The sequence below is a fragment of the Pseudoduganella lutea genome (assembly GCF_004209755.1).
GTDB lineage: Bacteria > Pseudomonadota > Gammaproteobacteria > Burkholderiales > Burkholderiaceae_D > Rugamonas > Rugamonas lutea.
This window is the reverse complement of sequence record NZ_CP035913.1, coordinates 600,069-626,021: the sequence shown is the minus strand read 5'-3', so window position 1 is coordinate 626,021 and position 25,953 is coordinate 600,069. Positions and strand designations below refer to the sequence as shown.

Sequence of the window (25,953 nt, the reverse complement as noted above, 5' to 3'; positions counted from 1 at the left end):
CCAAGAGAACCGCACATGAACGCGCAAGTGAATGCACCCGCGAAGGCCGCAGCGAAGATCATCGAGATCAAGAACCTCAACTTTTTCTATGGCAAGACGCGCAGCCTGCACAACGTCAACCTGGACATCCATGAGCGCCAGGTGACGGCCTTCATCGGCCCGTCCGGTTGCGGCAAGTCCACGCTGCTGCGCACGCTGAACCGCATGTACGACCTGTATCCGGGCCAGCGCGCCGAAGGCACGATCGCCTACCGCGGCACCAATATCCTCGAAGGCACGCAGGACGTGAACATGCTGCGCGCCAAGGTCGGCATGGTGTTCCAGAAGCCCACGCCGTTCCCGATGTCCATCTACGACAACATCGCCTTCGGCGTGCGCCTGTATGAAAACCTGTCGAAAGGCGAAATGGACGAGCGCGTGGAATGGGCACTGAAGAAGGCCGCGCTGTGGACCGAGGTGAAGGACAAGCTGGGCAAGAGCGGCCTGTCGCTGTCCGGCGGGCAGCAGCAGCGCCTGTGCATCGCCCGTGGCGTGGCCGTCAAGCCCGACGTGCTGCTGCTCGACGAGCCGACGTCGGCGCTGGACCCGATCTCCACGTCGAAAGTGGAAGAGCTGATCAGCGAACTGAAGCAGGATTACACGATCGCCATCGTGACCCACAACATGCAGCAGGCTGCCCGCTGCTCCGACTACACCGCCTACATGTACCTGGGCGAACTGGTCGAGTTCGGCGAAACGGACCAGATCTTCATGAATCCGGCCCGCAAGGAAACCCAGGATTACATCACCGGTCGCTTCGGCTGATCAGAAAGGTAAGGACATCATGATTGGCGAACATTCCTCCAAGGCGTACGACCACGACCTCGAAGCGATCCGCTCGAAGGTGCTGCTGATGGGCGGCATGGTCGAAACGCAATTCCTCGATGCGATGACGTGCTTTCGCATCGGCAACCAGGAGCGCGCCGAACGCGTGATCCGCGAAGACGATGCCGTGAACCAGCTCGAAGTGCAGCTGGACGACCAGTGCAGCCACCTGATCGTGCGCCGCCAGCCGGCGGCCAACGACCTGCGCACGATCATGGCCACCATCAAGGTGATCACCGACCTGGAACGCATCGGGGACGAAGCCGCGAAGATCGCGCGCACGGCGAAGAGCCTGCACAGCCGCGGCGCCGTCACCGTGAACCACTACGAGATGGTGCGCAACATCGCCACGGCCACCAGCGACATGCTGCACGACGCGCTGGATGCCTTTGCCCGCAACGACCACACCCAGGCGCTGGCGCTGATCGCGCAGGATGCGATCATCGACCATGAGTTCCGCACGATCATGCGCAACCTGATTACGTTCATGATGGAAGATCCGCGTACAATTTCGGCAGCGCTCGATACGATGTGGGTCGCCAAGGCGATCGAGCGCATCGGCGACCATGCGAAGAACATTGCCGAATACGTGATCTACGTGGTGGAAGGCATCGATATCCGCCATAGCCGCGCCGTGGCGGCGGGCGAGGGAATCAAGGAAGACTGAACGAGAAATGGCAGCGGATAAAACGACAGTACTGATTGTTGAAGATGAACCGGCGATTGTCGAACTGGTCACGTTCTCGCTGCGCGAGTCGGGCTGGAACGTCAGTTCGGTGCAGAGCACGCAGGAAGCGTGGGACTTCATTCACGAGCGCAAGCCACAGCTGATCCTGCTGGACTGGATGCTGCCGGACCAGACGGGCCTGCGCCTGCTGGCCCGCATCCGCGGCGACCGCCATTTCGCCGACATCCCGATCATCATGCTGACGGCGAAGAGCATGGAAGAAGACAAGCTGGCGGGCTTGAACAACGGCGCGGACGACTACATCACCAAGCCGTTTTCGCCGCGCGAACTGCTGGCCCGCTCGCGTGCGCTGCTGCGCCGCAAGAGCCCGGAGCACGCCGATGCCGCCATGCGCGCCGGCCCGATCACGCTCGACCCGATCAGCTGCACCGTGTCGCTGGGCCAGGCCAAGATCGATATCGGCCACGCCGAATACAAGCTGCTGAAATTCTTCCTGGCCCATCCGGAACGCGTGTTCTCGCGCAGCCAGCTGCTCGACAAGGTGTGGGGCGACCACGTGGTCATCGAGGAACGCACGGTGGACGTGCACGTGCTGCGCCTGCGCAAGGCGCTGAAGGAAGCGGAGCACTTGATCAAGACAGTGCGCAGCGTCGGCTACATGCTGTCTGAAAAAACATGAATCCACGGTTCGTGTTCTGGGTACCGGTCGCCATCCAGATGGTCGCCGGCGCGTTCGGCATCGGCCTGTTGTGGTGGTGGTTCGGCATGGTGACGGCGCTGTCGGTGGCGGTAGCATCGCTGGGTGCGATGGTGCTGGTGCAGCTGCACTACCTGTACCAGCTGTCCGGCTGGCTCGACGAACCGAACAGCGCCAAGCTGCCCGATGGCTGGGGCGAATGGACGCCGGTGTTTTCCCGGCTGTACCGCCTGCGCCGCGACGACGAGAAAAACCAGGCCGAACTGACCGAATGGCTGGCCCGTTTCCGCCAGGCGATGCACCTGCTGCCCGACGGCGTGGTGATCATGGACGACGTGCTGTTCCTTGAATGGTGCAATCCGGCCGCCGAGGAACACCTGGGCCTGCGGCATGACCGTGACAAGGGCATGCGTGTGACGAACCTGGTGCGCAGCCCGGATTTCATGGATTACCTGATCCTGGGCCGTTATGACCAGCCGCTGGTGCTGTCCTTCCGTGGCCGCAAGCTGATCACGCACATCATTCCGTTTGAAAACCGGCGCCAGATCCTGGTCACGCACGATGTCACGGAAAGCGAGCGCACCGACATGATGCGCCGCGACTTCGTGGCCAATGCCTCGCACGAATTGCGCACACCGCTGACGGTGGTGCTGGGGTTCCTGGAGATTGCCGCGGCCGAACAGCTCGACGAGGGCACGCGCCAGGCCCACTTGAAGCTGATGATGGACCAGGCTTACCGGATGCAGCACCTGATCGAGGACATGCTGACGCTGTCGCGCCTGGAATCGATCGACCACCCGGTGCGTGCCGAGCACGTGCATATCGACCAGTTGCTGGAAAAGGTGCGGCGCGATGCACTGGCATTGTCCGCCGGCAAGCACGAGATCGTCCTCGACGTGAACGGCAGCGACGTGATGGGTGGCGTGGAAGAGCTGTACAGCGCGTTCGGCAACCTGGCCGCCAATGCCGTGCGCTACACGCCCGCGGGCGGCACCGTGTCCATGAAGTGGGAAGACACGGCCACCGGCGTGCGCTTCACGGTGCGCGATACCGGCATCGGCATCAGCCCCGAGCACATTTCGCGGCTGACCGAACGTTTCTACCGGGTCGACAAGAGCCGTTCCAGGGAAACGCAGGGAACGGGCCTGGGCCTGGCGATCGTCAAGCACGTGTTGCTGCGCCACAACGGCACGCTCTCGATCAGTTCGGAGCCCGGCAAGGGCAGCACGTTCACCGTCAACCTGCCGAAGACGCTGGCGGCCGCGCCACAGCCAGCCGCCGCGCTCGCCGCGAACTGATACAATCTGCCGTTTTGCCGCGCACCCGCGCACGCTTTTCGCGTTCCTGGTGCCGGCCCCAACCAGATTGACAGTGATGTTCCTGAAACGATTGAGCGTGTATGCGCTGGCCGCGGCCTTCCTGGCCGGATGCGGTAGCGCTCCCGTTATTCCCCCTGGCACGACGGTCGCCGCGAACGGTGCGCCGGGCGCGGCGGGAACGCTGCCGCCCGTCATTCCGCCTGCGCTCGGCGATGCGACGCCCACCATCCACACGCCCGCCGCGCCGCCGCAGCGCAAGGTCAGGATCGGGCTGGCGCTGGGCGGCGGTGCCGCACGCGGCTTTGCCCACATCGGCGTGATCAAGGCGCTCGAAGCGAACGGCATCATGGCCGACGTGGTGGTCGGCACCAGTGCCGGCAGCGTGGTCGGTGCGCTCTACGCCGCCGGGAACAACGCCGGTGCGCTGCAAAAGATGGCGTATGCGATGGACGAGGCGGCGATCTCGGACTGGGCACTGCCGCTGTTCGGCACCAAGTCCGGCGTGCTGAAGGGCGTGGCACTGCAAAGCTACGTCAACAAGGCCGTCAACAACCGTCCGATCGAAAAACTGAAGCTGCCGTTCGGCGCCGTCGCGTCCGACCTGAAGACGGGCCAGCCGATCCTGTTCGCGCGCGGCAATACCGGGCAGGCCGTGCGCGCCAGCTCGGCCGTGCCGGGCGTTTTCCAGCCGGTCACCATCGGCAACCGCACCTATGTCGATGGTGGGCTGGTGGCACCCGTGCCGGTGCGCTTCACGAAGGAAATGGGCGCCGAGTTCATCATCGCCGTCAACATCAGCACGCAGACCGAGGCGCAGGCCGCCGTATCGTCGCTCCAGGTGATCATGCAAACCTTTTCGATCATGGGCCAGCGCATCAACCAGTATGAATTGCGCGATGCCGACGTGGTGATCCAGCCGGCGCTGGGCAATATGGCCGGGAACGACTTCGCCAGCCGCGCGCGGGCGATGCAGGCCGGCGAGAAGGCCACGCTGGCGCTGATGCCCCAGATCAAGCAGAAACTGAAGGCCCGCCGGGAATCACCGGCCGTGGCCAGTCAATGATTCATCAACCGAAGGAAGAAGTAACATGCAAAGCAAGCCTTACCTGACACTCGCCGATGTAAAGAAGATCGCCGCCGCCGCCGAAGCCGAAGCACTGGCGAATGACTGGGCGGTGTCGATCGCGATCGTCGACGACGGCGGTCACCTGCTGTGGCAGCAGCGCCTGGATGGCGCCGCGCCGCTGACCGCGCACATCGCGCCGGCGAAAGCCAAGACGTCGGCGCTGGGCCGCCGTGAAACGAAAATCTATGAAGACGTGATCAACAACGGCCGCTACGCGTTCCTGACGGCGCCGGAAGTGGAAGGCTTGCTGGAAGGCGGCGTGAACATCGTCGTCGACGGTCATTCGATCGGCGCCGTGGGTGTTTCCGGCGTGAAGTCCGACCAGGACGCGCAGATCGCCAAGGCCGGTATCGCCGCGCTGGGCTGATTTTCTCCCCACCCTGTCCGGTGTGGCGGCGCGCCAACGGCGCGGCTGATCCGAAGCCTCCGGCTGGCATTTCCGGCAGCGGCTGCTATGCTGTAAGCCAGCATGGCTGCGGCGCCGCGTTTGCCGCATGGGCTGCAAAGTGCGGTGCCGACCCAACGGAGGCTCACATGAGAAATGCGATGGCCGGGTTCGCGCTCGGCTTGCTGTTGTCCTCGCCCGTTCCCGCCGCCACCACCATCGACACGGCGGCCTTCACCATCACCTACGTCGGCGGCCCCACGCCGGAAGACTGGAGCATCACGCAGGTCGACCTGTTTCCCGGGGTGGCCAGTTTTTCCCTCGACACCCTGAACCAGTCCCTGGCCGTGGAGGCGCACGATCTCACCGGCGCCGGCGGCTTCGCCGCGACCGTTTCATGGAGCGCGCTGCGACTCGACATCGGTGCCGGCTACCGCGTGACGCGGCTGTCCGTGACCGGCATCGCTTTTGGCGAGCTGGCCCCTGGCCAGTTGCCCAACTTCCCGCCGGGCACCGCCAATAACGAAGCAAACCTGTACCTCACCGTCGGAACTTCCGACACGTGGGGTGCTTCCTATGCCGGTTTCCAGGCCGAAAACACCGTCGACGTACCGACCGGGCCGCTGGATCTTTCCGGTACCGCCAATGTCAGTATCTCGGGCATGCTGGCGGCGCAGGCGTGGGGCGTGGAAGGCGGCGGCGCGTTTGCCGAGTCGATGGCGTCGTCATCCCTGCGCGACCTCGTGCTGCATGTGGAAGTGGCGCCGGTGCCCGAACCGCACGCGGGCCTGATGCTGGCGGCCGGCCTCGGTGTGCTCGGCCTTTTCGCGCGGCGCCGTCGCGCACCGGCTCCGCCGCTTGCGGCGCCCGGCCCGGATTAGACCGATAGCGGCTTGTCTTCGCATCGTTCCGGCGGCCCGCGCCGCCACCCATGCTGACGGAGGTTCAGATGAAAAACGCGCTGACCGGGCTGGTGCTCGGTGCCATGCTGTCCGCCGTTCCCGCCGTGCAGGCTGCCACCGCGCTGGCGTTCCAGGGATTCACGATCACGTACATCGATGGGCCCGCCCCGGAAAACTGGAGCATCAGTGTGGCGGCGCTCACGCCGCTGACGACCAGCATCTCCCTCGATACGCTGAACCAGGACGTGCAGCACTTCCCGGCCGACGACCTGACCGGTGTTGGCGCAACGAACGGTGGCGGTCACCAGAGTACCCTGCGGATCGATGTCAATCCCGGCTACCGCGTCACGGGGATCGGGCTCCATGCGCTGGGCTATGGCGAGCTGGGCGCAGGGCAGGCGCCCGACGCCGAACCGGGCAGTGCCAGCAATTTCGCCAGCCTGGGCTTCCTGCTGACGGCGCCAGGCACGCTGCTGCCGCGGTCCTGGGCGGCGACGGACTTCAATGGTTTCCAGCCCGTGGCGCTGGGTGCCGGGCCGCTGTCGCTGGACGGCACGTTCCAGGTCGAGCTCGGCGCCACGGTCTTCGCGCAGGCCTGGGGTTCCGTGGGGCCGGACAGTTCTTCCGCATCGCATGCGCTGGCGTCGATCGGCAATGCGCTGCTCAATGTCGAGGTGGCGGCCGTGCCGGAGCCCGCCACGTACGGCATGATGCTGGGCGGCCTGGGCCTGCTGGCCGCGGCTGCCCGCCGGCGCCGCACCTGAGGGCGGATGGCTGTGGGGCGCCCCCGCCGCCTGTCCGCTCAACTTCACGATTATCGTTCGCCAACCGGTCCTGCCTCATTGACCTGGCCTGCCGGCCAGGATTAAATCGTTGCGTGAGTGACAACGCTCTGCGCGGTGCGCGGCGGGCTTTTCCTGCCCCTGGCCGCAGGCATCGCCACGTCCACACGCCAGCAGCGATTCCCTGCCCATCAATGACAAAGGAGACCAGACCGATGATCCGATCACAGCTTGCCCGCGCATCCATGACCGCCATGCTGCTTGCAACCGCCATGGGGGCGAGCGCGGGAAGCGACGCCAACGGCCAGCCGCCATACCGGTTCGACTTCGGCGATGGCCCGGTCGCGCCGAGCTATATCGGTGTGCGCGCCGAGGATGCCTACACGCCGGAAAAGGGCTATGGTTTCAACACGCCGGAACACATGAGCAACGTGCCGGCCAGCGGCACCGGCACCGACAGCGACGCCGTGCGCTTCCTGCAGTTCGGCACCAAGAGCACCAACACCTTCAACGTGGACCTGAAGCTGGGCCTGTACAGGATTTCGGTCACGCTCGGCAATACGTCGCGGGCGACGGTGGCCGCGGAAGGCGTCTACCAGGTGCTCAACCTGACGGGCAATAACGCGACGGACGCATTCGAGATCCCCATCACGGACGGGCAGCTCAACCTGCTCGTCACCGAGGGGAAGGCAGGCACGGCGTTTACGCTGAGCGCCCTGGAGATCAAGCGTGTTTCTCCCAAGCCCGAAACCAGCCCCACCATCTGGGTGGGCGGCGATTCCACGGTCGCCAGTTACTATCCGCTGGCGACCAGCGCCCAGGGCGGCTGGGGGCAGCTGCTGGCGGACCATGTGGACCTGCGCGCGCACCAGGTCCGCAATATCGCCACCGGCGGGCAGATCGCCCGCGGCTTCCGCGACGGCGGCCAGCTCGAGACGATCGTCAAGTATGCCAAGCCGGGCGATCTCTTCCTGCTCGAGATGGGCATCAACGACACGAATCCGAAAAACGAGACCACGGAAGCGCAATTCAAGGAAATCATGCGCGACATGGTGCGCCAGGTGGCCGCCACCGGCGCCCGGCCCGTGCTGGTCACGCCGCAGGGGCGCGCCACCGACTTCAATGCCGAGGGTGTGCACAGCGCGACCGGGCGCTGGTACCGCCGTGCCACGCTGGCCCTGGCCCAGGAGGAAAACGTGGCCTTGGTGGACTTGAACGTGCTGTCATCGGCTTACTTCACGCAGATCGGCCGCGAGGCAACGCTGGAGCTGTACATGCCGGGCGATTCGCTGCACCCCAACCGTGCCGGAGCGGCCGAGCTGGCGCGGCTGGTGGCGGAAGACCTGGAACGGCAGCAGATCCGCGTCGCGGCACATTGAGCAGGGCGGTGGCGCCTCCATGGGGGCGCCACCCGCAGGCGTTACGGTCTAGAATCCGTGAATGGATTGCCCGCCCGGCATTGCCGGGCGACAGCCTTTGCGCTATAATCCAAAGGTTTAGCCAATACATATCCGTCGTAGCGCCTACCTCATCATTCCATTCTCATCCACCCGCAGCCAGGCCCAGCCCGGCTAATTTTTTATGCGGGCTGCTGACGTGGCGCTGCTACGGTAACTTTACAGGAGTTGCCCTTGCCGCCATTTTTTTCTGGCCCTTCCGTTCCAGCCATCCTGGCTCTTGCCGACGGTACCGTCTTCAAAGGTTATTCGATCGGCGCCGCCGGTCACACGACGGGCGAAGTTGTCTTCAACACGTCCATCACCGGCTATCAGGAAATCCTGACCGACCCCAGCTACTCGCGCCAGATCGTCACGCTGACGTATCCGCACATCGGTAACTACGGCATCAATGCCGAAGACGTCGAAGCCACGAAAGTCCACGCCGCCGGCCTGATCATCCGTGACCTGCCGCTGCTGGCCTCGAATTTCCGCTCCACGCAGTCGCTGGCCGACTACCTGAAAGCCGAGAACGTTGTCGCCATTGCCGGCATCGACACCCGCAAGCTGACGCGCCTGCTGCGCGAAAAAGGCGCACAGGCCGGTGCGATCCTGACGGGCACGCTGGGCAACGAGCCATCCGTGGCGCAGGCTGTCGAACTGGCCCGTTCGTTCCCGGGCCTGGCGGGCATGGACCTGGCCAAGGTGGTCACCACGCAGGCGGCCTATGAATTCACCGAGACGGAATGGAAGCTGGGCGAAGGCTACGGCAAGGTCGAGAACCCGCGGTTCCACGTGGTGGCGTTCGACTATGGCGTGAAGCGCAATATCCTGCGCATGCTGGCCCAGCGCGGCTGCAAGGTCACCGTGCTGCCGGCGCAATCGACGGCGGCCGACGCGCTGGCCCTGAACCCGGACGGCATCTTCCTGGCCAACGGCCCGGGCGATCCGGAGCCATGCGACTACGCCATCCGCGCCACGCGCGAACTGATGGAAAAGAAGATCCCCACGTTCGGTATCTGCCTGGGCCACCAGATCATGGCGCTCGCCTCCGGCGCGAAGACCCTGAAGATGAAGTTCGGCCACCACGGCGCCAACCACCCGGTGCAGGACCTGGATTCGAAGCAGGTGCTGATCACGTCGCAGAACCATGGCTTCGCCGTGGACGCCGCGACGTTGCCCGACAACTGCCGCGTGACCCACGTGTCGCTGTTCGACGGTTCGCTGCAGGGCTTTGCCCGCACCGACACCCCCGCGTTCTGCTTCCAGGGCCACCCCGAAGCATCGCCTGGCCCCACCGACGTATCGTACCTGTTTGACCGCTTCATCTCGATGATGGAAGCCGCGGAGAAGAAATAAATGCCAAAACGTTCTGACATCAAAAGCATCCTGATTATCGGCTCCGGCCCGATCGTGATCGGCCAGGCCTGCGAATTCGACTACTCCGGCGCACAGGCCTGCAAGGCGCTGCGCGAAGAGGGCTATAAAGTCATCCTGGTAAACAGCAACCCGGCCACGATCATGACCGACCCCGAAATGGCGGACGTCACGTACATCGAGCCGATCACCTGGCAAGTGGTGGAACGCATCCTGGCGAAAGAGCGCCCGGACGCGATCCTGCCGACGATGGGCGGCCAGACGGCGCTGAACTGCGCGCTGGACCTGCACAACAACGGCGTGCTGGCCAAGTACAACGTGGAGCTGATCGGCGCCACGCCGGAAGCCATCGACAAGGCCGAGGACCGTTCCAAGTTCAAGGACGCGATGACCAAGATCGGCCTCGGTTCGGCACGCTCGGGCGTGGCGCACTCGATGGAAGAGGCCTGGGCGGTGCAGCGCGAAGTCGGCTTCCCCACCATCATCCGGCCGTCGTTCACGATGGGCGGCAGCGGCGGCGGCATCGCCTACAACGAGGAAGAATTCGAGCAGATCTGCAAGCGCGGCCTGGAGGCTTCGCCGACCAACGAACTGCTGATCGAGGAATCGCTGCTGGGCTGGAAAGAGTACGAGATGGAAGTGGTGCGCGACAAGGCGGACAACTGCATCATCATCTGCTCGATCGAGAACCTGGACCCGATGGGCGTGCACACCGGCGACTCGATCACCGTGGCGCCGGCACAGACGCTGACGGACAAGGAATACCAGATCATGCGCAATGCCTCCCTGGCGGTGCTGCGCGAGATCGGCGTGGACACGGGCGGCTCGAACGTGCAGTTCTCGATCAACCCGAAAGACGGCCGCATGATCGTCATCGAGATGAATCCGCGCGTATCCCGTTCCTCGGCGCTGGCATCGAAGGCCACTGGCTTCCCGATCGCCAAAGTGGCGGCCAAGCTGGCCGTGGGCTTCACGCTCGACGAACTGCGCAACGAGATCACGGGCGGCGCCACGCCGGCATCGTTCGAACCGTCGATCGACTACGTCGTCACGAAGATCCCCCGTTTCGCATTCGAGAAATTCCCGACCGCCGACGACCACCTCACCACGCAGATGAAATCGGTGGGCGAAGTGATGGCGATGGGCCGCACGTTCCAGGAATCGTTCCAGAAGGCGCTGCGCGGCCTGGAAGTGGGCGTCGACGGCATGAACCAGATGACGGTCGACCGCGAGAAGATCGAAGAGGAACTGGGCGAGCCGGGTCCGGAGCGCATCTGGTACGTGGGCGACGCGTTTGCCCAGGGCTTCACGATGGAAGAAGTGCACAACCTGACCAAGATCGACCCGTGGTTCCTCGTGCAGATCAAGGAGATCGTCGACCTGGAGCTGTGGCTGGATACGCAGAAGCTGGAAAACCTGGACAAGAACACGCTGTACCGCCTGAAGCAGAAGGGCTTCTCGGACCGCCGCCTGGCCTACCTGCTGCAGACGACCGACACGGCCGTGCGCGAGCAGCGCCGCGCGCTGGGCATTCGCCCGGTGTACAAGCGCGTGGACACCTGCGCCGCCGAATTCGCCACCAACACCGCGTACATGTATTCCACGTACGACGAGGAATGCGAATCGAACCCGACCGACAAGAAGAAGATCATGGTGCTGGGCGGCGGCCCGAACCGGATCGGCCAGGGCATCGAATTCGACTACTGCTGCGTGCATGCCGCGCTGGCGATGCGTGAAGACGGCTACGAGACCATCATGGTCAACTGCAATCCGGAAACCGTGTCGACCGACTACGACACGTCGGACCGCCTGTACTTCGAATCGCTGACGCTGGAAGACGTGCTGGAAATCGTCGAGCTGGAAAAGCCGGTCGGCGTGATCGTGCAGTACGGCGGCCAGACGCCGCTGAAGCTGGCGCTGGACCTGGAAAAGAACGGCGTGCCGATCGTGGGCACGTCGCCCGACATGATCGACGCGGCCGAAGACCGCGAGCGTTTCCAGAAGCTGCTGCAGGACCTGGACCTGCGCCAGCCGCCGAACCGTACCGCGCGCACGGAAACCGAAGCCCTGGCCCTGGCCCAGGAAATCGGCTACCCGCTGGTGGTGCGTCCTTCCTATGTGCTGGGCGGCCGCGCGATGGAAATCGTACACGAGCAGCGCGACCTGGAGCGCTACATGCGCGAAGCGGTCAAGGTATCGAACGATTCGCCCGTGCTGCTGGACCGCTTCCTGAACGATGCGATCGAATGCGACGTGGATTGCATCTCCGATGGCGAGACCACGTTCATCGGCGGCGTGATGGAACACATCGAGCAGGCCGGCGTGCACTCGGGCGACTCCGCGTGCTCGCTGCCGCCGTATTCGCTGTCGCAGGAAACCATCGATGAACTGAAGCGCCAGACCGCGCTGATGGCCAAGGGCCTGAACGTGGTCGGCCTGATGAACGTGCAGTTCGCGATCCAGAAGCAGGAGATCGACGGAGAGCAGAAGGATGTCGTATTCGTCCTCGAAGTGAATCCGCGCGCCTCGCGCACGGTGCCGTTCGTGTCGAAGGCCACCGGCCTGCAGCTGGCGAAGATCGCCGCGCGCTGCATGGTGGGCCAGACGCTGTCGTCGCAGGGCATCACGACCGAAGTCGTGCCGCCATACTACAGCGTGAAGGAAGCCGTGTTCCCGTTCGTGAAGTTCCCGGGCGTGGACACGATCCTCGGCCCGGAAATGAAGTCGACCGGCGAAGTGATGGGCGTGGGCCAGACGTTCGCGGAAGCGTTCGTGAAATCGCAGCTGGGCGCCGGCGTGAAACTGCCGAAGTCCGGCAAGGTGTTCCTGTCGGTGAAGGCATCGGACAAGCCGCGCGCCGTGAAAGTGGCGCGCGACCTGGTCGAGGCAGGCTTCTCGCTGGTGGCCACGAAGGGCACGGCCGCCGTGATCTCGGCGGCGGGCATTCCCGTCACGCCGGTCAACAAGGTGGTCGAAGGCCGCCCGCACGTGGTCGACATGATCAAGAACCACGAGATCGCCCTGGTCATCAACACGGTCGAGGAAAAGCGCAGCGCCATCGTCGATTCGCGGGCGATCCGCACGTCGGCACTGCAATCGCGCGTGACGACCTACACGACGATCGCCGGTGCCGAGGCGGCGGTGGCCGGTATCCGTCACCTGGACGAGTTGCAGGTGTACGATTTACAAGGGCTGCATAAAACCTTAAACTAAGTGCTTACCGCGGGTCTGTAATGACCCGCGGCCTGGTTACGAAGTTTGGTACAAAGTCTGGTACAAAGTCTGGTAGTACGTGAAGTATTCACGTCACCACAGCCCCACGACAGAGCCCGCGCCGAAGCATGGCGCGGGCTCTGTGCTTTTTCAATTACCCAAGAGACGACACATGAATTCTGTTCCACTCACCAAGTACGGCGCCGAGCTCCTGAAGGAAGAACTGCACCAGTTGAAGACCAAGGAACGCCGTATCGTCATCGATGCGATCGCCGAGGCGCGCTCGCATGGCGACCTGTCCGAAAACGCCGAATACGATGCCGCGAAAGAGCGGCAGGCATTCGTCGAGGGCCGCATCGCCGAGCTGGAAGGCAAGCTGTCGAGCGCCCAGATCATCGATCCCGCCACGCTGGACGCGGAAGGCCGCGTCGTCTTCGGCGCCACCGTCGACCTGGAAGACCTGGAATCGGGCCAGAAAGTCAGCTACCAGATCGTGGGCACCGATGAAGCCGACATCAAGGTCAACAAGGTGTCGGTGACGTCGCCGATCGCCCGTGCGCTGATCGGCAAGTCGGCCGGCGACGTGGTCGAAGTGCAGGCCCCGAGCGGCCCGCGCGAATACGAAATCCTCGAAGTGCACTACGTGTGATGCTGGCGAAGCTGCGGCTGCTGGTCGCGGTGCTGTGGGCCGGCAGCCTGTGGACCGTCGGCTACCTCGTCGCGCCCACGCTGTTCACCACGCTCTCCGACCGCGTGCTGGCCGGCACGCTTGCTGGCGCGATGTTCCATGCCGAGGCGATGCTGTCGCTCGGTTGCGCGCTGGCGCTGCTGGTACTGCTGAAGTTCGCCACGCCCGACTGGACGCCGGCGCGCCGGCGCACCATGCTCGCGCTAGTGGCCGCGATGGCGCTGTGCACGGTCGTGAGCCATTTCGGCCTGCAGCCGATGATGGCCGAACTGCGCGCCGCGGCAGGGCCCGGCGGCGTGATGGAATCGGCCGCCAAGTCGCGTTTCGGCATGCTGCACGGCGTGTCGAGCGTGATCTACCTCGTGCAGAGTTTTCTCGCCGGCTGGCTGATCCTGAAGCAATAGTTACCCGAAAAATGGGGACGTACCCCATTTTCCGAGAAACATTGCCCAAATAATACGCTGGAGAGTACGGTCTCGAAGGCTGCGATAGAGATCTACGGGCTTTCGAGTTCCCGGTACGATGCCCAGGCTGAGAAAATGTTGCTTGAAAAATGGGGTACGTCCCCATTTTTCAGGCAACAAAAAAGCGGGCAGTGCCCGCTTTCATGGTGGAGCCGGCCGGTCAGCCGACGTTCTTCTTGGTGCTGGTCTGGCGTTTCTTGGCACGCTTGATGGTGCCGCCTTCGGTGACGCGTTCATTGCCTTTCAGCATGACCTTGCTGACGGAAGGCTTCTTGGTGCCGCTGGCGCTGGGCTTGACGATGGTGACCATGCGCATGCCCTTGCCGGTTTTCGCGGAACGGGCTTTCTCTGCTTCCTTTTTCGGGCGGTACAGCACCAGCAGCTTGCCGATATGCTGCACGGGAGCGGCTTCGAGCTGTTCGCAGATGGTTTCGTACATTTCGATGCGGGCTTCGCGGTCGTCGCCGAACACGCGGACCTTGATCAGGCCGTGGGAATCCAGTCCCAGGTCGATTTCCTTCATCACGGCCTCGGAGAGGCCTGCTTCCCCAATGAGGACGATGGGCTTGAGCGCGTGGGCTTCTGCGCGCAGGGCGCTGCGCTCAACAGGGGTCAGATTCAACATAATGATTTATAGGTAGTTCTCTTAAAGGCAGTATTCTACGCGAATGGCAAAGAACAAATTAAACAAAAACTGGTTGCACGACCATATTAACGACCCTTACGTCAAGGCGGCGCAGAAGGATGGCTACCGGGCCCGCGCGGCCTACAAGCTCAAGGAAATCGACGAGGACGAAAAGCTGGTGCGCGCGGGCCAGGTGATCGTCGACCTTGGCTGCACGCCCGGCAGCTGGGGGCAATACGTGCGCCGCAAGCTGGCCGGCAAGGAAGGCGGCGGCATCAATGGCACGATCATCGGCCTCGACATCCTGCCGATGGAGCCGATCGCCGACATGCATTTCATCCAGGGCGATTTCCGCGAGCAGGAGAGCGTCGACCAGCTGGCCCAGCTGCTGCAGGGCCGCAAGGTCGACCTGGTCCTGTCGGACATGGCGCCCAATCTTTCCGGTATCGCCTCGGCCGATGCGGCACGGATGGAAGACCTGATCGACCTGGCGATCGAGTTTTCACAGTTGCACCTGAAACCGGGCGGCGCGCTGCTGGTGAAATGCTTCAAGGACATGGGCTTTTCGCAAATCGTGGAAAAGTTCCGCCATGAATTCAAAACTGTCGCGCAGAAAAAACCAAAAGCCAGCCGCGTCAAATCGTCCGAAATTTTCCTGCTCGGCCGCGGTTTGAAGAATCCTGCGGAAAATTGAGCCGGACGTCGTGATTTCCCATGCCGGTTTGTGCAAAAGGGTGGAAAAACCTCCGGGACGCCCTTGTTTTTCGCGCTCCGAGCCGCACATCGGCAGCACATGGCGCGTTGCGCACGCCCGCATTGCCGGATTCGGCGCGGGATTTGAAGATTTGATACGTGCGCTGCTGCTTTCGCGCACCTTTAGGCCGCCTTGTAGCACGCTTTGGCCTAATGCGGGTAAAATCGAATTTCTGCTACAGGTAACAGGTGCGCGAGCATCCAAGGAGTTTTCGTGAATAACATGTTTTCCAAATCCGCCATCTGGGTTGTCGTAGCCCTGTTGTTGTTCATGCTGTTCAAGCAATTCGACAACCACAGCATCTCCGGCGGCAGCAAGACCATCGCGTATTCCGACCTGCTGGATGAGATCAAGGCGAAGCGCATCAAGGACCTCGTCATCGAGGGCAACACGATCACCGCGACGAAAACCGACGATTCGCGTGTCCGCACCACGTCCACCTACCTGGACCGCGGCCTGATCGGCGACCTGCGCGACAACGGCGTGCGTTTTGACGTGCGTCCGCCGGAAGAGCCATCGTTCCTGCAACAGGTATTCGTGTCCTGGTTCCCGATGCTGCTGCTGATCGGCGTGTGGATCTTCTTCATGCGCCAGATGCAGGGCGGCGGCAAAGGCGGCGCGTTCTCGTTCGGCAAGTCGAAGGCCCGCATGTTGGATGAAACCAACAATACCGTCACGTTTTCCGACGTGGCCGGCTGCGATGAAGCCAAGGAAGAAGTGACGGAGATCGTCGACTTCCTGCGCGATCCGACCAAGTTCCAGAAACTGGGTGGCCGGATCCCGCGCGGCGTGCTGATGGTGGGCCCTCCGGGTACCGGTAAAACGCTGCTGGCGCGTGCCATCGCCGGCGAGGCGAAAGTACCGTTCTTCTCGATTTCCGGTTCCGATTTCGTTGAAATGTTCGTTGGCGTGGGCGCGTCCCGCGTGCGCGACATGTTCGAGAACGCCAAGAAGCATTCGCCGTGCATCATCTTCATCGACGAGATCGATGCGGTGGGTCGTCACCGCGGCGCCGGCATGGGCGGCGGCAACGACGAGCGCGAACAGACGCTGAACCAGCTGCTGGTCGAGATGGACGGTTTCGAGGCTTCCTCGGGCGTCATCGTGATCGCCGCGACGAACCGTGCCGACGTGCTGGACAAGGCGCTGCTGCGCCCGGGCCGTTTCGACCGCCAGGTCTCCGTGGGCTTGCCGGACATCCGCGGCCGCGAACAGATCTTGAACGTGCACATGCGCAAGGTGCCGATCAGCACCGACGTGAAGGCCGACATCCTGGCTCGCGGTACCCCTGGCTTCTCCGGCGCCGACCTGGCCAACCTGGTCAACGAAGCGGCCCTGTTCGCCGCCCGCCGCAGCAAGCGCCTGGTGGACATGGCCGACTTCGAGGATGCCAAGGACAAGATCTTCATGGGCCCGGAACGCAAGTCGATGGTGATCCGCGAAGAGGAACGCCGCAACACGGCGTATCACGAGTCCGGCCACGCCGTCGTCGCGAAGCTGCTGCCGAAGGCCGATCCGGTGCACAAGGTCACCATCATGCCGCGCGGCTGGGCCCTGGGCCTGACCTGGCAGCTGCCCGAGCACGACCGCATCTCCGGCTACAAGGACAAGATGCTGGAAGAAATCTCGATCCTGTTCGGCGGCCGCATCGCCGAGGAACTGTTCGTCGGCCAGATGTCCACCGGCGCCTCGAACGACTTCCAGCGCGCCACGAAACTGGCCCGCTCGATGGTCACGAAATTCGGCATGTCCGATTCGCTGGGCGTGATGGTCTACGAGGACGAGGCGAACGAAGGCTTCCTGGGCGGCAGCAACAAGACCATTTCGGAAGCCACGCAACAGAAGGTGGATGCCGAGATCCGCGCGATCCTCGACACGCAGTATGCGCTGGCGCGCAAGTTGCTGGATGAAAACCGCGACAAGGTCGAGGCGATGACGAAGGCGCTGCTCGACTGGGAAACCATCGACGCGGACCAGATCAACGACATTATGGCCGGCAACGAACCACGGCCGCCGAAGGCCGGCGTCACGATTCGCAAGCAGCCGAACGGCGACGGTCCGTCGTCGCCGTCGCCGAACGCCACCGCGCCGGCGTAAGCAGCGTCATGTCGTCATAAAAAGGGTGAGGAGCGATCCTCGCCCTTTTCATTTGTAGAAATCATGTCCCAGATCCCCTTCGGCCGGCACAGCTTGCCGGCCAATCGCGCCCTTGTCATGGGCATCCTGAACGTCACCCCCGATTCGTTTTCCGATGGCGGCAAGTTCGCCGCGCTGGACTACGCGTTGTCCCATGCGGAGCAGATGATCCGCGATGGCGTCGATATCATCGACGTCGGCGGCGAATCCACGCGGCCCGGTGCGCCGCTGGTGCCGGTCGAGGAAGAATTGCGTCGCGTACTACCCGTGCTGTATGCATTGCGCGATTGCGGCACACCGGTCTCGCTGGATACCTGCAAGCCGACGCTGATGAAGGAAGCCGTGCTGGCCGGCGTCGACATGATCAACGACGTCAACGCCTTCCGCGCACCCGGTGCGATCGAGGCTGTGCGTGACAGCGACTGCGCGTTGTGTATTATGCATATGCTTGACAAACCTGCAACAATGCAGGATAAACCTGCCTATGACGATGTCGTGCTGGAAGTCATGGCGTTCCTGCGCGAACGGATCGAAGCGCTCACGGGCGCCGGGATTGACCGGAGTCGACTGTGGGTCGATCCCGGGTTTGGTTTCGGCAAGACCGTCGACCATAATTATGCTTTGCTCAAGGCCGGCAGGCGGATGATTGACGAGCTCGGCGTTCCGCTGCTGGCGGGCGTGTCGCGCAAGTCGATGATCGGTGCCGTGACCGGCAAGCCCGTCGAGGGGCGGCTGGCCGGCAGCATCGGCGGCGCGCTGGCCGCCGTTGCCCATGGCGCCGGCATCGTTCGCGTGCATGACGTCGCTGAAACGGTCGACGCTCTGAAGGTATGGCACGCGGCTCAATGAACCTTAACTGAAGAGAACAATATGGCACGTAAATATTTTGGAACCGATGGGGTTCGCGGCCTGGTCGGCGAAGCGCCGATCACGCCGGATTTCGTGATGCGCCTCGGCTATGCCGCCGGCAAGGTGCTGGCGCGCACGGCAACGGCGGGCGCGGCCCGTCCCACCGTGCTGATCGGCAAAGACACGCGCATTTCCGGCTACATGCTGGAAGCGGCACTCGAAGCTGGCCTTGCCGCGGCTGGCGTGGACGTGATGCTGGCGGGCCCGATGCCCACGCCGGCAATCGCCTACCTGACGCGCGCACTGCGGCTGCAGGCCGGGGTCGTGATTTCGGCATCGCATAACCCGTTCCAGGATAACGGCATCAAGTTCTTCTCCGAGCAGGGCACCAAGCTGCCCGATTCCGTGGAACTGGCCATCGAGGCGCAGATCGACCAGCCGATGGCATGCGTGGCGCCGGAAAAACTGGGCCGCGCCAAGCGCCTGGAAGACGCGCAGGGCCGCTACATCGAGTTCTGCAAGAGCACGTTCCCGAACGAGCTGGACCTGCGTGGCCTGAAGATCGTCGTCGACAGCGCCCACGGCGCCGCCTACAACATCGCCCCGCACGTGTTCCACGAACTGGGCGCCGAAGTGGTGTCGATCGGTAACAAGCCGGACGGCTTCAACATCAACGACGGCCACGGTGCCACCGCGCCGAAGGCCATGGCCGCCGCCGTGCTGGCGCACGATGCCGACCTCGGCATTGCACTGGACGGCGATGCGGACCGCCTGATCATGTGCGACGCGAACGGCCGCCTGTATAACGGCGACGAACTGCTGTACGTGATGGTGATGGACCGACTGGCCACCGGCGAAGTGAAGGGCGCGGTCGGCACGCTGATGACGAACATGGCGCTGGAAGTCGCGTTCAAGGAAAAAGGCATCGGTTTCGCGCGCGCCAAGGTGGGCGATCGCTACGTGCTCGAGGTGATGAAGGAAAACGGCTGGATCCTGGGCGGCGAGGGCAGCGGCCACCTGCTGGCGCTGGACAAGCACACCACCGGCGATGGCATCGTTTCCGCGTTGCAGGTGCTGTCCGCACTGAAGCGCAGCGGCCAGTCGCTGGCCCAGATCGCCGGCCAGCTGGAACTGTTCCCGCAAACCTTGATCAACGTGCGCGTGCCTGCCGGCTTCGACTGGCAGCAGAACCCTGCCATGGTGGCCGAGAAGGAACTCGTGGAGCGCGAGCTGGGCGATACGGGCCGCGTGCTGATCCGCGCATCCGGCACCGAGCCCCTGATCCGGGTAATGGTCGAGGCGCGCGATGCGAACCTGGCGCAGAAATGCGCCCGCCGCATTGCCGACAAGGTCGAAGTGCCCCAGGCGAACGCCGCCTGAAGCATCGCCGGGCCGCATTGACGCTCCCAGTGCCAAGCGGTTATCATTTTGCTCCCACAGCGGGCGCCTGCCCGCTGTCGTTATATCCGGACCTCCACGGCCCGGTATGCTGCCCATAGCTCAGCTGGATAGAGCAACGGCCTTCTAAGCCGTAGGTCGCTGGTTCGAACCCAGCTGGGCAGGCCAGTCATTCGCCCCACGCATTTCATCCTACCTCGTCACTTGTATTTCCGACCGGTCGTTCACATTTGATGCCGGATGAAACACCGCCGTTGCGCATGCAAAGCATGCCCGGCGCCAGGCTGTTCCTGCCGGCATGAAGCCGGCGCTCGGCAAAGGTCAAGCTATGCACGAACATGAACAACGCGAACCGATGTTGCGCAGCGATGCGGCCAAGGCGGCCATCATCGATGAAGCGCTGCGCCTGTGCGAAAGCGAAGGCATCGATGGCGCGATCCGCCACATGGAGCAGCACCAGCTCGACCGAGCCACCATCCTGCGGGTATTGTGCTCGCCGAAGTTTCACCGCTAGTGGATCAGCTGGCAAGGATGCATCGCGCGGCAATGCACGTTGCTAATCCACGATCAGTTGCCAGCCCCATAGCGCCGGCATCGTCCCGCGTGGCAAATCCGCAACCATAATATTTACCCACGAATAGTTGTCGTTGTTATAATCGCACGCTTCTGTTTCGGAGGTGTCATGTCGGAGATCCGGTTTTCCAGCAATTACCAGGACCTGAGCCAGTCGTCCGGCGTCGACGCCGGTTTTCAGTTTGAGTTCTATTGCGAACGCTGTAATGATCGCTGGCGCACGCATTACAAGCCATACCGCAGCGGCCAGGCGTCCGGCTGGATCCAGAAGGGTGCGAGCATTTTCGGCGGCCTGCTGGGCAATGCCAGCACGGTCGTGAGCGGCATGGCGCAGGCCGGCTGGCACGGCGCCCGCGACGACGCATTCAAGGAAGCCATTGCAGACGCGAAGGCGCATTTCAACCGCTGCGGCAATTGCCACGACTATGTGTGCGAGCCTTGTTTCGACACGGCCAACGGCCTGTGCTTCAATTGCGCGCCGAACGTGCAGGTGGCCATCACGAAGGCACGTGCCCAGGGCGAAGTGCGCAGCGCGGCCGACAGGGCGGGCACGGAAGGCGAGAGCCGCGGCACCCGCCATGACGTCAAGCAGGACATGCAGCTCGTCTGTCCGCAGTGCCGGGCCGAAACGCACGGCGCCAAGTTCTGCCCCGAGTGCGGCTACAAGATGGCGCAGCAGGTGGCCTGCACCGCGTGCTCCACACTGCTGCAGCCAGGCACGAAGTTCTGCACCGAGTGCGGCCACCGCCAGGCGTGACGGCAGGCCCGTCGATCACAGCGCAGCCACGCCGTCGGCCACCAGGCTGGCGGCCAGCGCCAGCATCACGGCACCCGTCAATCCCTCGATGCATTTCCATGCCGCCGGGCGTGCCAGCACGCCGGCAAAGCGGGCGGCGCCAAATCCCAGTACGCTGAACCACAGCAATGACGCGGTCATGGCGCCGGCCGAGAACGCCGTACGTTCCGCTTCCGGATACCGGCCCCCGATCGAGCCCAGCAACACGACGGTGTCCAGGTAGACATGCGGATTGAGCAGCGACAGGGCCAGCACGCTGGCCAGTGCGGCGGTGGCGGTGCGTGGCGCGGCGGCGCAGGCGATATCGAGCCTGCTCGTCGCGAGCATGCTTCGCCAGCTGCGCAAGCCATACCACAGCAGGAACGCCGCGCCGCCCCAGCGCGCCACCGCCATCAAGACCGGTGACCCTTCGATCAGCGCGCCTGCACCCGCAACGCCAGCGCCAATCAGCGCAATGTCCACGAGAATGCACGCCGCCACGGTCAGCGCGACATGGCTGCGCTGCACGCCCATGCGCAGGACATGGGCATTCTGTGCACCAATGGCCATGATCAGGCTGGCACCCAGGCCCAAGCCACTCAGGAATACCTGTGTCGTCATTTTGTTCCCCATAAAAAATATATTGTCACGGGAACTGTGCTGGAAATGAAGCTGGATTAATATAATTCAGCTTTCATTAAAAACTCTAAGGAAGCGGTGGACACACGACATTGCGAAGCGTTCATGGCCGCGGCGGAGACCGGCAGTTTCGAGCAGGCAGCCAGCCAGTTGCACATCACCCCATCGGCGGTATCGCAGCGCATTGCCGCACTCGAGACGTCGCTCGGCGCGCCATTGCTGATCCGCAGCCGGCCATGCCGCACCACGGCGACGGGGCAGCGCCTGCTGGTATACCTGCGCCGCAGCCGGCTGATGGAGGATGAGTTTCTGGCCGGACTGCGCGACGAGGCCAGCACGTCGCTGCGCATCCCCATCGCCGTCAACAATGATACGCTGGCAACGTGGCTGTTGCCGGGCATTGCCGGGTTCCTGCAGCGCGAGCACGTCACGCTCGATATCGTTCTGGACGAACAGAATTACACGTATGCGCTGCTGGAGAAGGGTGTGGCGGTGGCGGGTGTGTCGAGCGAACCAGGGGCGATGCGGGGGTGTGTCGTGCAGCCCCTTGGCACGATACGTTACCGGATGATGGCCGCGCCGGCCTTCGTCGCCCGCTGGTTTCCCCAAGGGTTCAAGCGCGCTTCCGCCCAGCGCGCGCCGGTCGCGGTGTTTTCCCGCAAGGACCGCTTGCAGGCCGATTTCATCCAGGCGGAACTGGGGCTGATGCCTGGCGCTTACCCGGTGCATTACGTGCCGGCCAGCGGTGCATTCCTGGATGCCGTCAAGCTGGGTCTCGGCTACGGCATGCTGCCGTCCCAGCAGATCGGCGGTTCGGAGGCGGCCGGAGAATTGGTCGACCTCGCGCCGGGCAAGACCACCGACGTGCCATTGTTCTGGCACGCGTGGCGCGTGCAGTCGCCGGCCCTCGAGCGCCTGGGCCAGGCCGTGGTGGCGGCGGCGCGCGCCGCCCTTCATCAGCCGTGACCGCGGCCTTCAATACGTATAGAACATGCGCTGGATTTCGGCCGTGTTGCTGGTCTTTGTCAGCGCCAGCATCAGCAGGATGCGGGCCTTTTGTGGATTGAGCGTGTCGGCGGCGATAAAGTCGAGCTCGTCATCATTGGCTTCGCCATTGCGCGCCAGGATGCCCTGGCCGACGCGGCTGGCCCGCACGATGAGGGTGCCTTTCTTGCGCGCGGCAATCAATGCCGGCTTGACACGTGCAGCCAGGCTGCCATCGCCGACACCGGCGTGGATGATGCCTTTCGCGCCGGCGGCAACGAACGCGTCCAGCGCCACGGTATTCATGTTGGCATAGCCATACACGATATCGACCTGGGGCAGGGCGGCAATATTGGCGATGTCGAATTCGGTGTCGAACGTGTGCTTGCGCGTGGAGGCGCGGTAAAAGAACGCCTTGCCGCCCTGGATATAGCCAACCAGGCCCAGTTCCGGCGTCCTGAAACTGTCGGGGGTCGACGTATTGGTCTTCGTCACGTCGCGCGCCGTATGGATCTGGTCGTTCAAAGCCACCAGCACGCCCTTGCCGGCGGCATCGCGGCTGCCCGCGACCAGCACGGCGTTATACAGGTTCAGCGGGCCATCGGCCGACAGCGCCGTCGAGGGCCGCATCGCGCCGACCAGCACGACCGGTTTGCGGCTCTTCACCACCAGGTCGAGGAAATACGCGGTCTCTTCCAGCGTGTCCGTGCCATGCGTGATGACGATGCCGTCGACGTCGGCCTGGGCCAGCAGGGTGTTGACGCGCTTGCCCAGCGTGAGCCAGTGCTCGTTCGTCATGCTTTCGCTGGCGATCTGGAAGACCTGCTCGCCCTTTACATTGGCCACTTTGGCCAGCTCCGGCACGGCGGCGATCAATTGCTGCACGCCGACGGTTGCCGCGGTGTACCCGACCGTCGTGGTGCTGCTGGCACCGGTACCGGCGATCGTGCCGCCGGTGGCCAGGATCATCACGTTCGGCCGCGTCTGTGCGTGGACGCCGGTCAGCATGAACAGCAGCGTGGCCAGCACCAGGAACAATTGCGGGAAATGCAGCGTCTTGTGTCGCGACATGCGGATTCCTTTCAGGACTTGTTGAAAAAAACGCATCTTATACCAACGGCATGTGCAACCAAAGGCGCTGAGCGAGCGTTGGCCGAAAGTGCCACACATATGAAAAAAACCCGCCGCAGCGGGTTTTTATCGTGGTAGAGGCAGTCAGCCGAGTTTGGTGTCGGTCTTGCGGCGCGCCGTGAAGGCCAGCAGGCCGATGCCGACACCAAGCATGGCAAAGACGGTGGGTTCAGGTACCGGAGCCAGATTCAGCGTGCCGGTATAGATGCCGCCCGTATTGGCGGCCAGTGTGTTGCCCGTTACCGTGAAGCCGTAGGCGCCGGCATTCAGCGGGTCGACCGGATAGAAGACGATCCCGCCGGTGGTGTCGAACACGGTCTCGAGGTCCATGCGCGTGCCTCCGGCATCTTCCCAGAAGAACTGGATGTCGGTGATCGCATAGTTTTCCACGCGGGCGCCGTTGATCACCGTGCGCCCGACAACAGCGGTGCCGGTAGCCCACGACGTCATGTCCACGTCGAACAGGTAGGTGTCGATATTCGTATCGGCGGACCATGCATGCGCGGCGGTGAAATCGGCATTGCCGTCGGCATTGAAGGTGAGGGTGGTTTGAGCGGACGCAGCGCCAGAGGCAAGCAGACCTGCGGTGAGCAGCAGGGAACCTGCCACCTGTTTGAACAAAGCTTTCTTCATTTCGATTTACCCCTTGACTCGATTGTTGTTACGAAGTGATAGCTCGGTGTCGGCAAGCGCGTAAGGAGATGACTGCAAGTATTCGACTGCACACTCAGGACTACGATGTTTGACTGCGAAGTTTGACTGCGAAGTTTGACTACAAAGTTTGACTACAAAGTTTGACTGCAAAGTTTGACTACAAAAGCTGGACCACCGGAGCTGGATTACAACGCCGCATTGCGCGACACTGCGACGGCGATGAAGGCAATGGCAGCGCCAACAGTAGTGGCTGAAAAAATATAAGATTACATTCTTGCCAACATTGTCAATATAGCCCGGCTAAATGTCAGGTTGCTTCACTGATGAAAGGTGTGTCCATCCGACTCATGGGATGGGGATATGAGACAAGGGCGGAGCTGAGGGTTAATCGGAAGTCAAGAAAAATATTTTATTGCCGAGTAGCGCCGCCGATACGGCAGTCACACCCTTATCAATGCGTCTGATTTGCCCGTGGATATCAACTCGGACGACCTGTAAACGTTCGTGGCCGTCATCGACAGCGGCTCGCTGAGCGCCGCTGCGGTACACCTCGGGCAGACCGCGTCCGGCATCAGCCGGTCACTGGCGCGGCTCGAAGACATGCTGCAGACATCGCTGCTCACGCGTGCCACGCGCCGCATGGAATTGACGGAAGAGGGGCAGCTGTTCCTCGATCGGGCGCGTCGTATCCTGTCCGCCGGACGACCTGGCGCGCCATGCGCTGCTCGGGTTCGTGCAATACGAGCAGGGCAATGTGTGGCCCATGCGGCACTGCGGCGGCGACAGCCTGGCCGTGACGCCGGCGCTGGCGGCGTCGTCCGGCGAAACAGTGCGCCACCTTGCGCTGGCTGGCGAAGGCATCGCATGCCTTGCCGATTTCATGACACGCGCCGACATCGCCGCCGGCCGGCTCGTGCCATTGCTGGCAGCATTCAACACCGGCTGCCGCCAGCAGATCCAAGCTGTCTACCATCCCAACACGCCGCTGGTTTAGCGTATCAGCTGCTTCCTCGAATGCATGCAGAAAATCTGTCGATCCACGGCTTGCGCCTGTAGGCGCGGTCCCACATTCACACGCGCGAAAGCGCCGGCGCAATTGTTCGCTGGCGCACGGTGTCAACCGGGGTGCATTTATAAGATGGAGTTGCGTGACTAAGTTGTGTAACTGGAGCGCGATGCAATGATCAGGATAACGAAAGCTGGTCGCTCGTCCGCAGGCAAGCCGGTCGCCTCAAGCGCCGGCACCAGATTTTTCGACCAGGCAGCGACGCACCCGACCGCCAAAGAGCAGGGCCGCGACCGCGAACAATATAGGAGGTCATCATGATGACGATGCAGACCAGCCACCCCTCGAAGGAAGCGGTGCGTGAATACCTGGAGCGCAGGACCAATGACGTGGAACCGCCGCCGACGCCGGAAGAAATCCGGCGCCAGCTCGGATGGGGCCTCGTGATGTTTGACCAGAAGTACGACGGCAGATCTTGATCAAAAAAA

The 25,953-nt window shown here is 63.3% G+C and carries 25 protein-coding genes, 1 tRNA gene and 1 pseudogene; 23 read left to right on the top strand and 4 right to left on the bottom strand.

Annotated features, from left to right (window positions below; translation table 11 throughout):
• The first annotated feature begins 15 nt into the window (after positions 1 to 15).
• From pstB to EWM63_RS02510, 13 genes are all read left to right on the top strand, one after another.
• On the top strand, positions 16 to 804 hold the full coding sequence (gene pstB, locus EWM63_RS02570) for a phosphate ABC transporter ATP-binding protein PstB (RefSeq protein WP_130185143.1): 789 nt from the start codon (positions 16 to 18) through the stop codon (positions 802 to 804).
• A gap of 19 nt (positions 805 to 823) precedes the next feature.
• Positions 824 to 1,531 (top strand): phosphate signaling complex protein PhoU, encoded by a 708-nt coding sequence (gene phoU / locus EWM63_RS02565; protein ID WP_130185142.1) that lies wholly within the window; start codon positions 824 to 826, stop codon positions 1,529 to 1,531.
• A 7-nt stretch (positions 1,532 to 1,538) separates the two neighbouring features.
• Positions 1,539 to 2,231: a response regulator gene (locus tag EWM63_RS02560; protein WP_130185141.1), complete on the top strand. Its 693-nt coding sequence runs from the start codon at positions 1,539 to 1,541 to the stop codon at positions 2,229 to 2,231.
• Positions 2,228 to 3,547 (top strand): phosphate regulon sensor histidine kinase PhoR, encoded by a 1,320-nt coding sequence (gene phoR / locus EWM63_RS02555; RefSeq protein WP_130185140.1) that lies wholly within the window; start codon positions 2,228 to 2,230, stop codon positions 3,545 to 3,547. The genes EWM63_RS02560 and phoR overlap by 4 nt, the downstream gene beginning before the upstream one ends.
• Positions 3,548 to 3,623: 76 nt before the next feature.
• Positions 3,624 to 4,631: a patatin-like phospholipase family protein gene (locus EWM63_RS02550; RefSeq protein ID WP_130185139.1), complete on the top strand. Its 1,008-nt coding sequence runs from the start codon at positions 3,624 to 3,626 to the stop codon at positions 4,629 to 4,631.
• A 25-nt stretch (positions 4,632 to 4,656) separates the two neighbouring features.
• Complete coding sequence (locus tag EWM63_RS02545; RefSeq protein ID WP_130185138.1) at positions 4,657 to 5,061, top strand: GlcG/HbpS family heme-binding protein; 405 nt, start codon at positions 4,657 to 4,659, stop codon at positions 5,059 to 5,061.
• A gap of 167 nt (positions 5,062 to 5,228) precedes the next feature.
• The gene (locus tag EWM63_RS02540) at positions 5,229 to 5,960 is read left to right on the top strand and encodes a PEP-CTERM sorting domain-containing protein (protein WP_130185137.1); all 732 of its coding nucleotides are present in this window, start codon (positions 5,229 to 5,231) and stop codon (positions 5,958 to 5,960) included.
• A 68-nt stretch (positions 5,961 to 6,028) separates the two neighbouring features.
• A complete protein-coding gene (locus EWM63_RS02535; protein WP_229487692.1) occupies positions 6,029 to 6,745 on the top strand; it encodes a PEP-CTERM sorting domain-containing protein in 717 nt (238 codons plus the stop codon).
• Between the two features lie 233 nt (positions 6,746 to 6,978).
• A complete protein-coding gene (locus tag EWM63_RS02530) occupies positions 6,979 to 8,142 on the top strand; it encodes a rhamnogalacturonan acetylesterase (RefSeq protein ID WP_207221231.1) in 1,164 nt (387 codons plus the stop codon).
• A 252-nt stretch (positions 8,143 to 8,394) separates the two neighbouring features.
• Positions 8,395 to 9,558: a glutamine-hydrolyzing carbamoyl-phosphate synthase small subunit gene (gene carA / locus EWM63_RS02525; protein WP_130185136.1), complete on the top strand. Its 1,164-nt coding sequence runs from the start codon at positions 8,395 to 8,397 to the stop codon at positions 9,556 to 9,558.
• Positions 9,559 to 12,789: a carbamoyl-phosphate synthase large subunit gene (gene carB, locus EWM63_RS02520; protein WP_130185135.1), complete on the top strand. Its 3,231-nt coding sequence runs from the start codon at positions 9,559 to 9,561 to the stop codon at positions 12,787 to 12,789.
• A 172-nt stretch (positions 12,790 to 12,961) separates the two neighbouring features.
• Complete coding sequence (greA, locus tag EWM63_RS02515; protein WP_130185134.1) at positions 12,962 to 13,438, top strand: transcription elongation factor GreA; 477 nt, start codon at positions 12,962 to 12,964, stop codon at positions 13,436 to 13,438.
• Positions 13,438 to 13,881, top strand: coding sequence for a DUF4149 domain-containing protein (locus EWM63_RS02510; RefSeq protein WP_207221230.1), 444 nt, complete (start codon positions 13,438 to 13,440; stop codon positions 13,879 to 13,881). The genes greA and EWM63_RS02510 overlap by 1 nt, the downstream gene beginning before the upstream one ends.
• Before the next feature lie 220 nt (positions 13,882 to 14,101).
• Here the strand turns inward: EWM63_RS02510 and yhbY are convergent, their stop codons facing one another.
• Positions 14,102 to 14,566, bottom strand: coding sequence for a ribosome assembly RNA-binding protein YhbY (yhbY, locus tag EWM63_RS02505; RefSeq protein ID WP_130185132.1), 465 nt, complete (start codon positions 14,564 to 14,566; stop codon positions 14,102 to 14,104).
• Between the two features lie 43 nt (positions 14,567 to 14,609).
• On the opposite strand from yhbY, the gene EWM63_RS02500 reads away from it, so the two are divergent.
• The 7 genes from EWM63_RS02500 (at position 14,610) to EWM63_RS02470 (ending at position 21,033) form a co-directional block, all read left to right on the top strand.
• Positions 14,610 to 15,260 carry an RlmE family RNA methyltransferase gene (locus EWM63_RS02500; RefSeq protein ID WP_130185131.1) on the top strand — a complete coding sequence of 217 codons (651 nt, stop codon included), beginning with the start codon at positions 14,610 to 14,612 and terminating at the stop codon, positions 15,258 to 15,260.
• A gap of 273 nt (positions 15,261 to 15,533) precedes the next feature.
• Positions 15,534 to 17,417 carry an ATP-dependent zinc metalloprotease FtsH gene (ftsH, locus tag EWM63_RS02495; RefSeq protein ID WP_130185130.1) on the top strand — a complete coding sequence of 628 codons (1,884 nt, stop codon included), beginning with the start codon at positions 15,534 to 15,536 and terminating at the stop codon, positions 17,415 to 17,417.
• A gap of 63 nt (positions 17,418 to 17,480) precedes the next feature.
• Positions 17,481 to 18,305 carry a dihydropteroate synthase gene (gene folP / locus EWM63_RS02490; RefSeq protein WP_229487691.1) on the top strand — a complete coding sequence of 275 codons (825 nt, stop codon included), beginning with the start codon at positions 17,481 to 17,483 and terminating at the stop codon, positions 18,303 to 18,305.
• A gap of 21 nt (positions 18,306 to 18,326) precedes the next feature.
• The gene (glmM, locus tag EWM63_RS02485) at positions 18,327 to 19,685 is read left to right on the top strand and encodes a phosphoglucosamine mutase (RefSeq protein ID WP_130185128.1); all 1,359 of its coding nucleotides are present in this window, start codon (positions 18,327 to 18,329) and stop codon (positions 19,683 to 19,685) included.
• Positions 19,686 to 19,794: 109 nt separating this feature from the next.
• Positions 19,795 to 19,871: transfer RNA gene (locus tag EWM63_RS02480), tRNA-Arg, on the top strand.
• A gap of 130 nt (positions 19,872 to 20,001) precedes the next feature.
• The gene (locus tag EWM63_RS02475) at positions 20,002 to 20,217 is read left to right on the top strand and encodes a hypothetical protein (protein ID WP_130185127.1); all 216 of its coding nucleotides are present in this window, start codon (positions 20,002 to 20,004) and stop codon (positions 20,215 to 20,217) included.
• A gap of 168 nt (positions 20,218 to 20,385) precedes the next feature.
• Complete coding sequence (locus tag EWM63_RS02470) at positions 20,386 to 21,033, top strand: zinc ribbon domain-containing protein (RefSeq protein WP_130185126.1); 648 nt, start codon at positions 20,386 to 20,388, stop codon at positions 21,031 to 21,033.
• Between the two features lie 15 nt (positions 21,034 to 21,048).
• Here the strand turns inward: EWM63_RS02470 and EWM63_RS02465 are convergent, their stop codons facing one another.
• Positions 21,049 to 21,672 carry a LysE/ArgO family amino acid transporter gene (locus tag EWM63_RS02465; protein ID WP_130185125.1) on the bottom strand — a complete coding sequence of 208 codons (624 nt, stop codon included), beginning with the start codon at positions 21,670 to 21,672 and terminating at the stop codon, positions 21,049 to 21,051.
• A gap of 96 nt (positions 21,673 to 21,768) precedes the next feature.
• Here EWM63_RS02465 and EWM63_RS02460 point away from each other — a divergent pair, with 96 nt between their 5' ends.
• A complete protein-coding gene (locus EWM63_RS02460; RefSeq protein ID WP_259772500.1) occupies positions 21,769 to 22,656 on the top strand; it encodes a LysR family transcriptional regulator ArgP in 888 nt (295 codons plus the stop codon).
• Between the two features lie 9 nt (positions 22,657 to 22,665).
• Here EWM63_RS02460 and EWM63_RS02455 read toward each other — a convergent pair whose 3' ends face one another.
• Both EWM63_RS02455 and EWM63_RS02450 read right to left on the bottom strand, forming a co-directional pair.
• Complete coding sequence (locus tag EWM63_RS02455) at positions 22,666 to 23,682, bottom strand: type II asparaginase (protein WP_307720864.1); 1,017 nt, start codon at positions 23,680 to 23,682, stop codon at positions 22,666 to 22,668.
• Positions 23,683 to 23,889: 207 nt separating this feature from the next.
• Positions 23,890 to 24,438 (bottom strand): FxDxF family PEP-CTERM protein, encoded by a 549-nt coding sequence (locus EWM63_RS02450; protein WP_130185123.1) that lies wholly within the window; start codon positions 24,436 to 24,438, stop codon positions 23,890 to 23,892.
• A gap of 525 nt (positions 24,439 to 24,963) precedes the next feature.
• On the opposite strand from EWM63_RS02450, the pseudogene EWM63_RS02445 reads away from it, so the two are divergent.
• Both EWM63_RS02445 and EWM63_RS31680 read left to right on the top strand, forming a co-directional pair.
• Positions 24,964 to 25,453: pseudogene (locus EWM63_RS02445) on the top strand (LysR family transcriptional regulator).
• Positions 25,454 to 25,782: 329 nt separating this feature from the next.
• Positions 25,783 to 25,944 (top strand): hypothetical protein, encoded by a 162-nt coding sequence (locus EWM63_RS31680; RefSeq protein ID WP_165390694.1) that lies wholly within the window; start codon positions 25,783 to 25,785, stop codon positions 25,942 to 25,944.
• Positions 25,945 to 25,953: the final 9 nt, after the last annotated feature.

Bases quoted from the DNA above. Each gene is read 5' to 3' on its own strand.
- folP (WP_229487691.1), top strand. From the start codon at position 17,481: ATGTCCCAGATCCCCTTCGGCCGGCACAGCTTGCCGGCCAATCGCGCC.
- EWM63_RS02465 (WP_130185125.1), bottom strand. From the start codon at position 21,672: ATGACGACACAGGTATTCCTGAGTGGCTTGGGCCTGGGTGCCAGCCTG.
- EWM63_RS02510 (WP_207221230.1), top strand. From the start codon at position 13,438: ATGCTGGCGAAGCTGCGGCTGCTGGTCGCGGTGCTGTGGGCCGGCAGC.
- EWM63_RS02475 (WP_130185127.1), top strand. From the start codon at position 20,002: ATGAAGCCGGCGCTCGGCAAAGGTCAAGCTATGCACGAACATGAACAA.
- EWM63_RS02455 (WP_307720864.1), bottom strand. From the start codon at position 23,682: ATGCTGACCGGCGTCCACGCACAGACGCGGCCGAACGTGATGATCCTG.
- greA (WP_130185134.1), top strand. From the start codon at position 12,962: ATGAATTCTGTTCCACTCACCAAGTACGGCGCCGAGCTCCTGAAGGAA.
- EWM63_RS02530 (WP_207221231.1), top strand. From the start codon at position 6,979: ATGATCCGATCACAGCTTGCCCGCGCATCCATGACCGCCATGCTGCTT.
- EWM63_RS02550 (WP_130185139.1), top strand. From the start codon at position 3,624: ATGTTCCTGAAACGATTGAGCGTGTATGCGCTGGCCGCGGCCTTCCTG.
- EWM63_RS02500 (WP_130185131.1), top strand. From the start codon at position 14,610: ATGGCAAAGAACAAATTAAACAAAAACTGGTTGCACGACCATATTAAC.
- EWM63_RS02450 (WP_130185123.1), bottom strand. From the start codon at position 24,438: ATGAAGAAAGCTTTGTTCAAACAGGTGGCAGGTTCCCTGCTGCTCACC.
- pstB (WP_130185143.1), top strand. From the start codon at position 16: ATGAACGCGCAAGTGAATGCACCCGCGAAGGCCGCAGCGAAGATCATC.
- EWM63_RS02545 (WP_130185138.1), top strand. From the start codon at position 4,657: ATGCAAAGCAAGCCTTACCTGACACTCGCCGATGTAAAGAAGATCGCC.
- phoR (WP_130185140.1), top strand. From the start codon at position 2,228: ATGAATCCACGGTTCGTGTTCTGGGTACCGGTCGCCATCCAGATGGTC.
- EWM63_RS02470 (WP_130185126.1), top strand. From the start codon at position 20,386: ATGTCGGAGATCCGGTTTTCCAGCAATTACCAGGACCTGAGCCAGTCG.
- EWM63_RS31680 (WP_165390694.1), top strand. From the start codon at position 25,783: ATGATGACGATGCAGACCAGCCACCCCTCGAAGGAAGCGGTGCGTGAA.
- glmM (WP_130185128.1), top strand. From the start codon at position 18,327: ATGGCACGTAAATATTTTGGAACCGATGGGGTTCGCGGCCTGGTCGGC.
- carB (WP_130185135.1), top strand. From the start codon at position 9,559: ATGCCAAAACGTTCTGACATCAAAAGCATCCTGATTATCGGCTCCGGC.
- phoU (WP_130185142.1), top strand. From the start codon at position 824: ATGATTGGCGAACATTCCTCCAAGGCGTACGACCACGACCTCGAAGCG.
- EWM63_RS02540 (WP_130185137.1), top strand. From the start codon at position 5,229: ATGAGAAATGCGATGGCCGGGTTCGCGCTCGGCTTGCTGTTGTCCTCG.
- yhbY (WP_130185132.1), bottom strand. From the start codon at position 14,566: ATGTTGAATCTGACCCCTGTTGAGCGCAGCGCCCTGCGCGCAGAAGCC.
- EWM63_RS02535 (WP_229487692.1), top strand. From the start codon at position 6,029: ATGAAAAACGCGCTGACCGGGCTGGTGCTCGGTGCCATGCTGTCCGCC.
- EWM63_RS02560 (WP_130185141.1), top strand. From the start codon at position 1,539: ATGGCAGCGGATAAAACGACAGTACTGATTGTTGAAGATGAACCGGCG.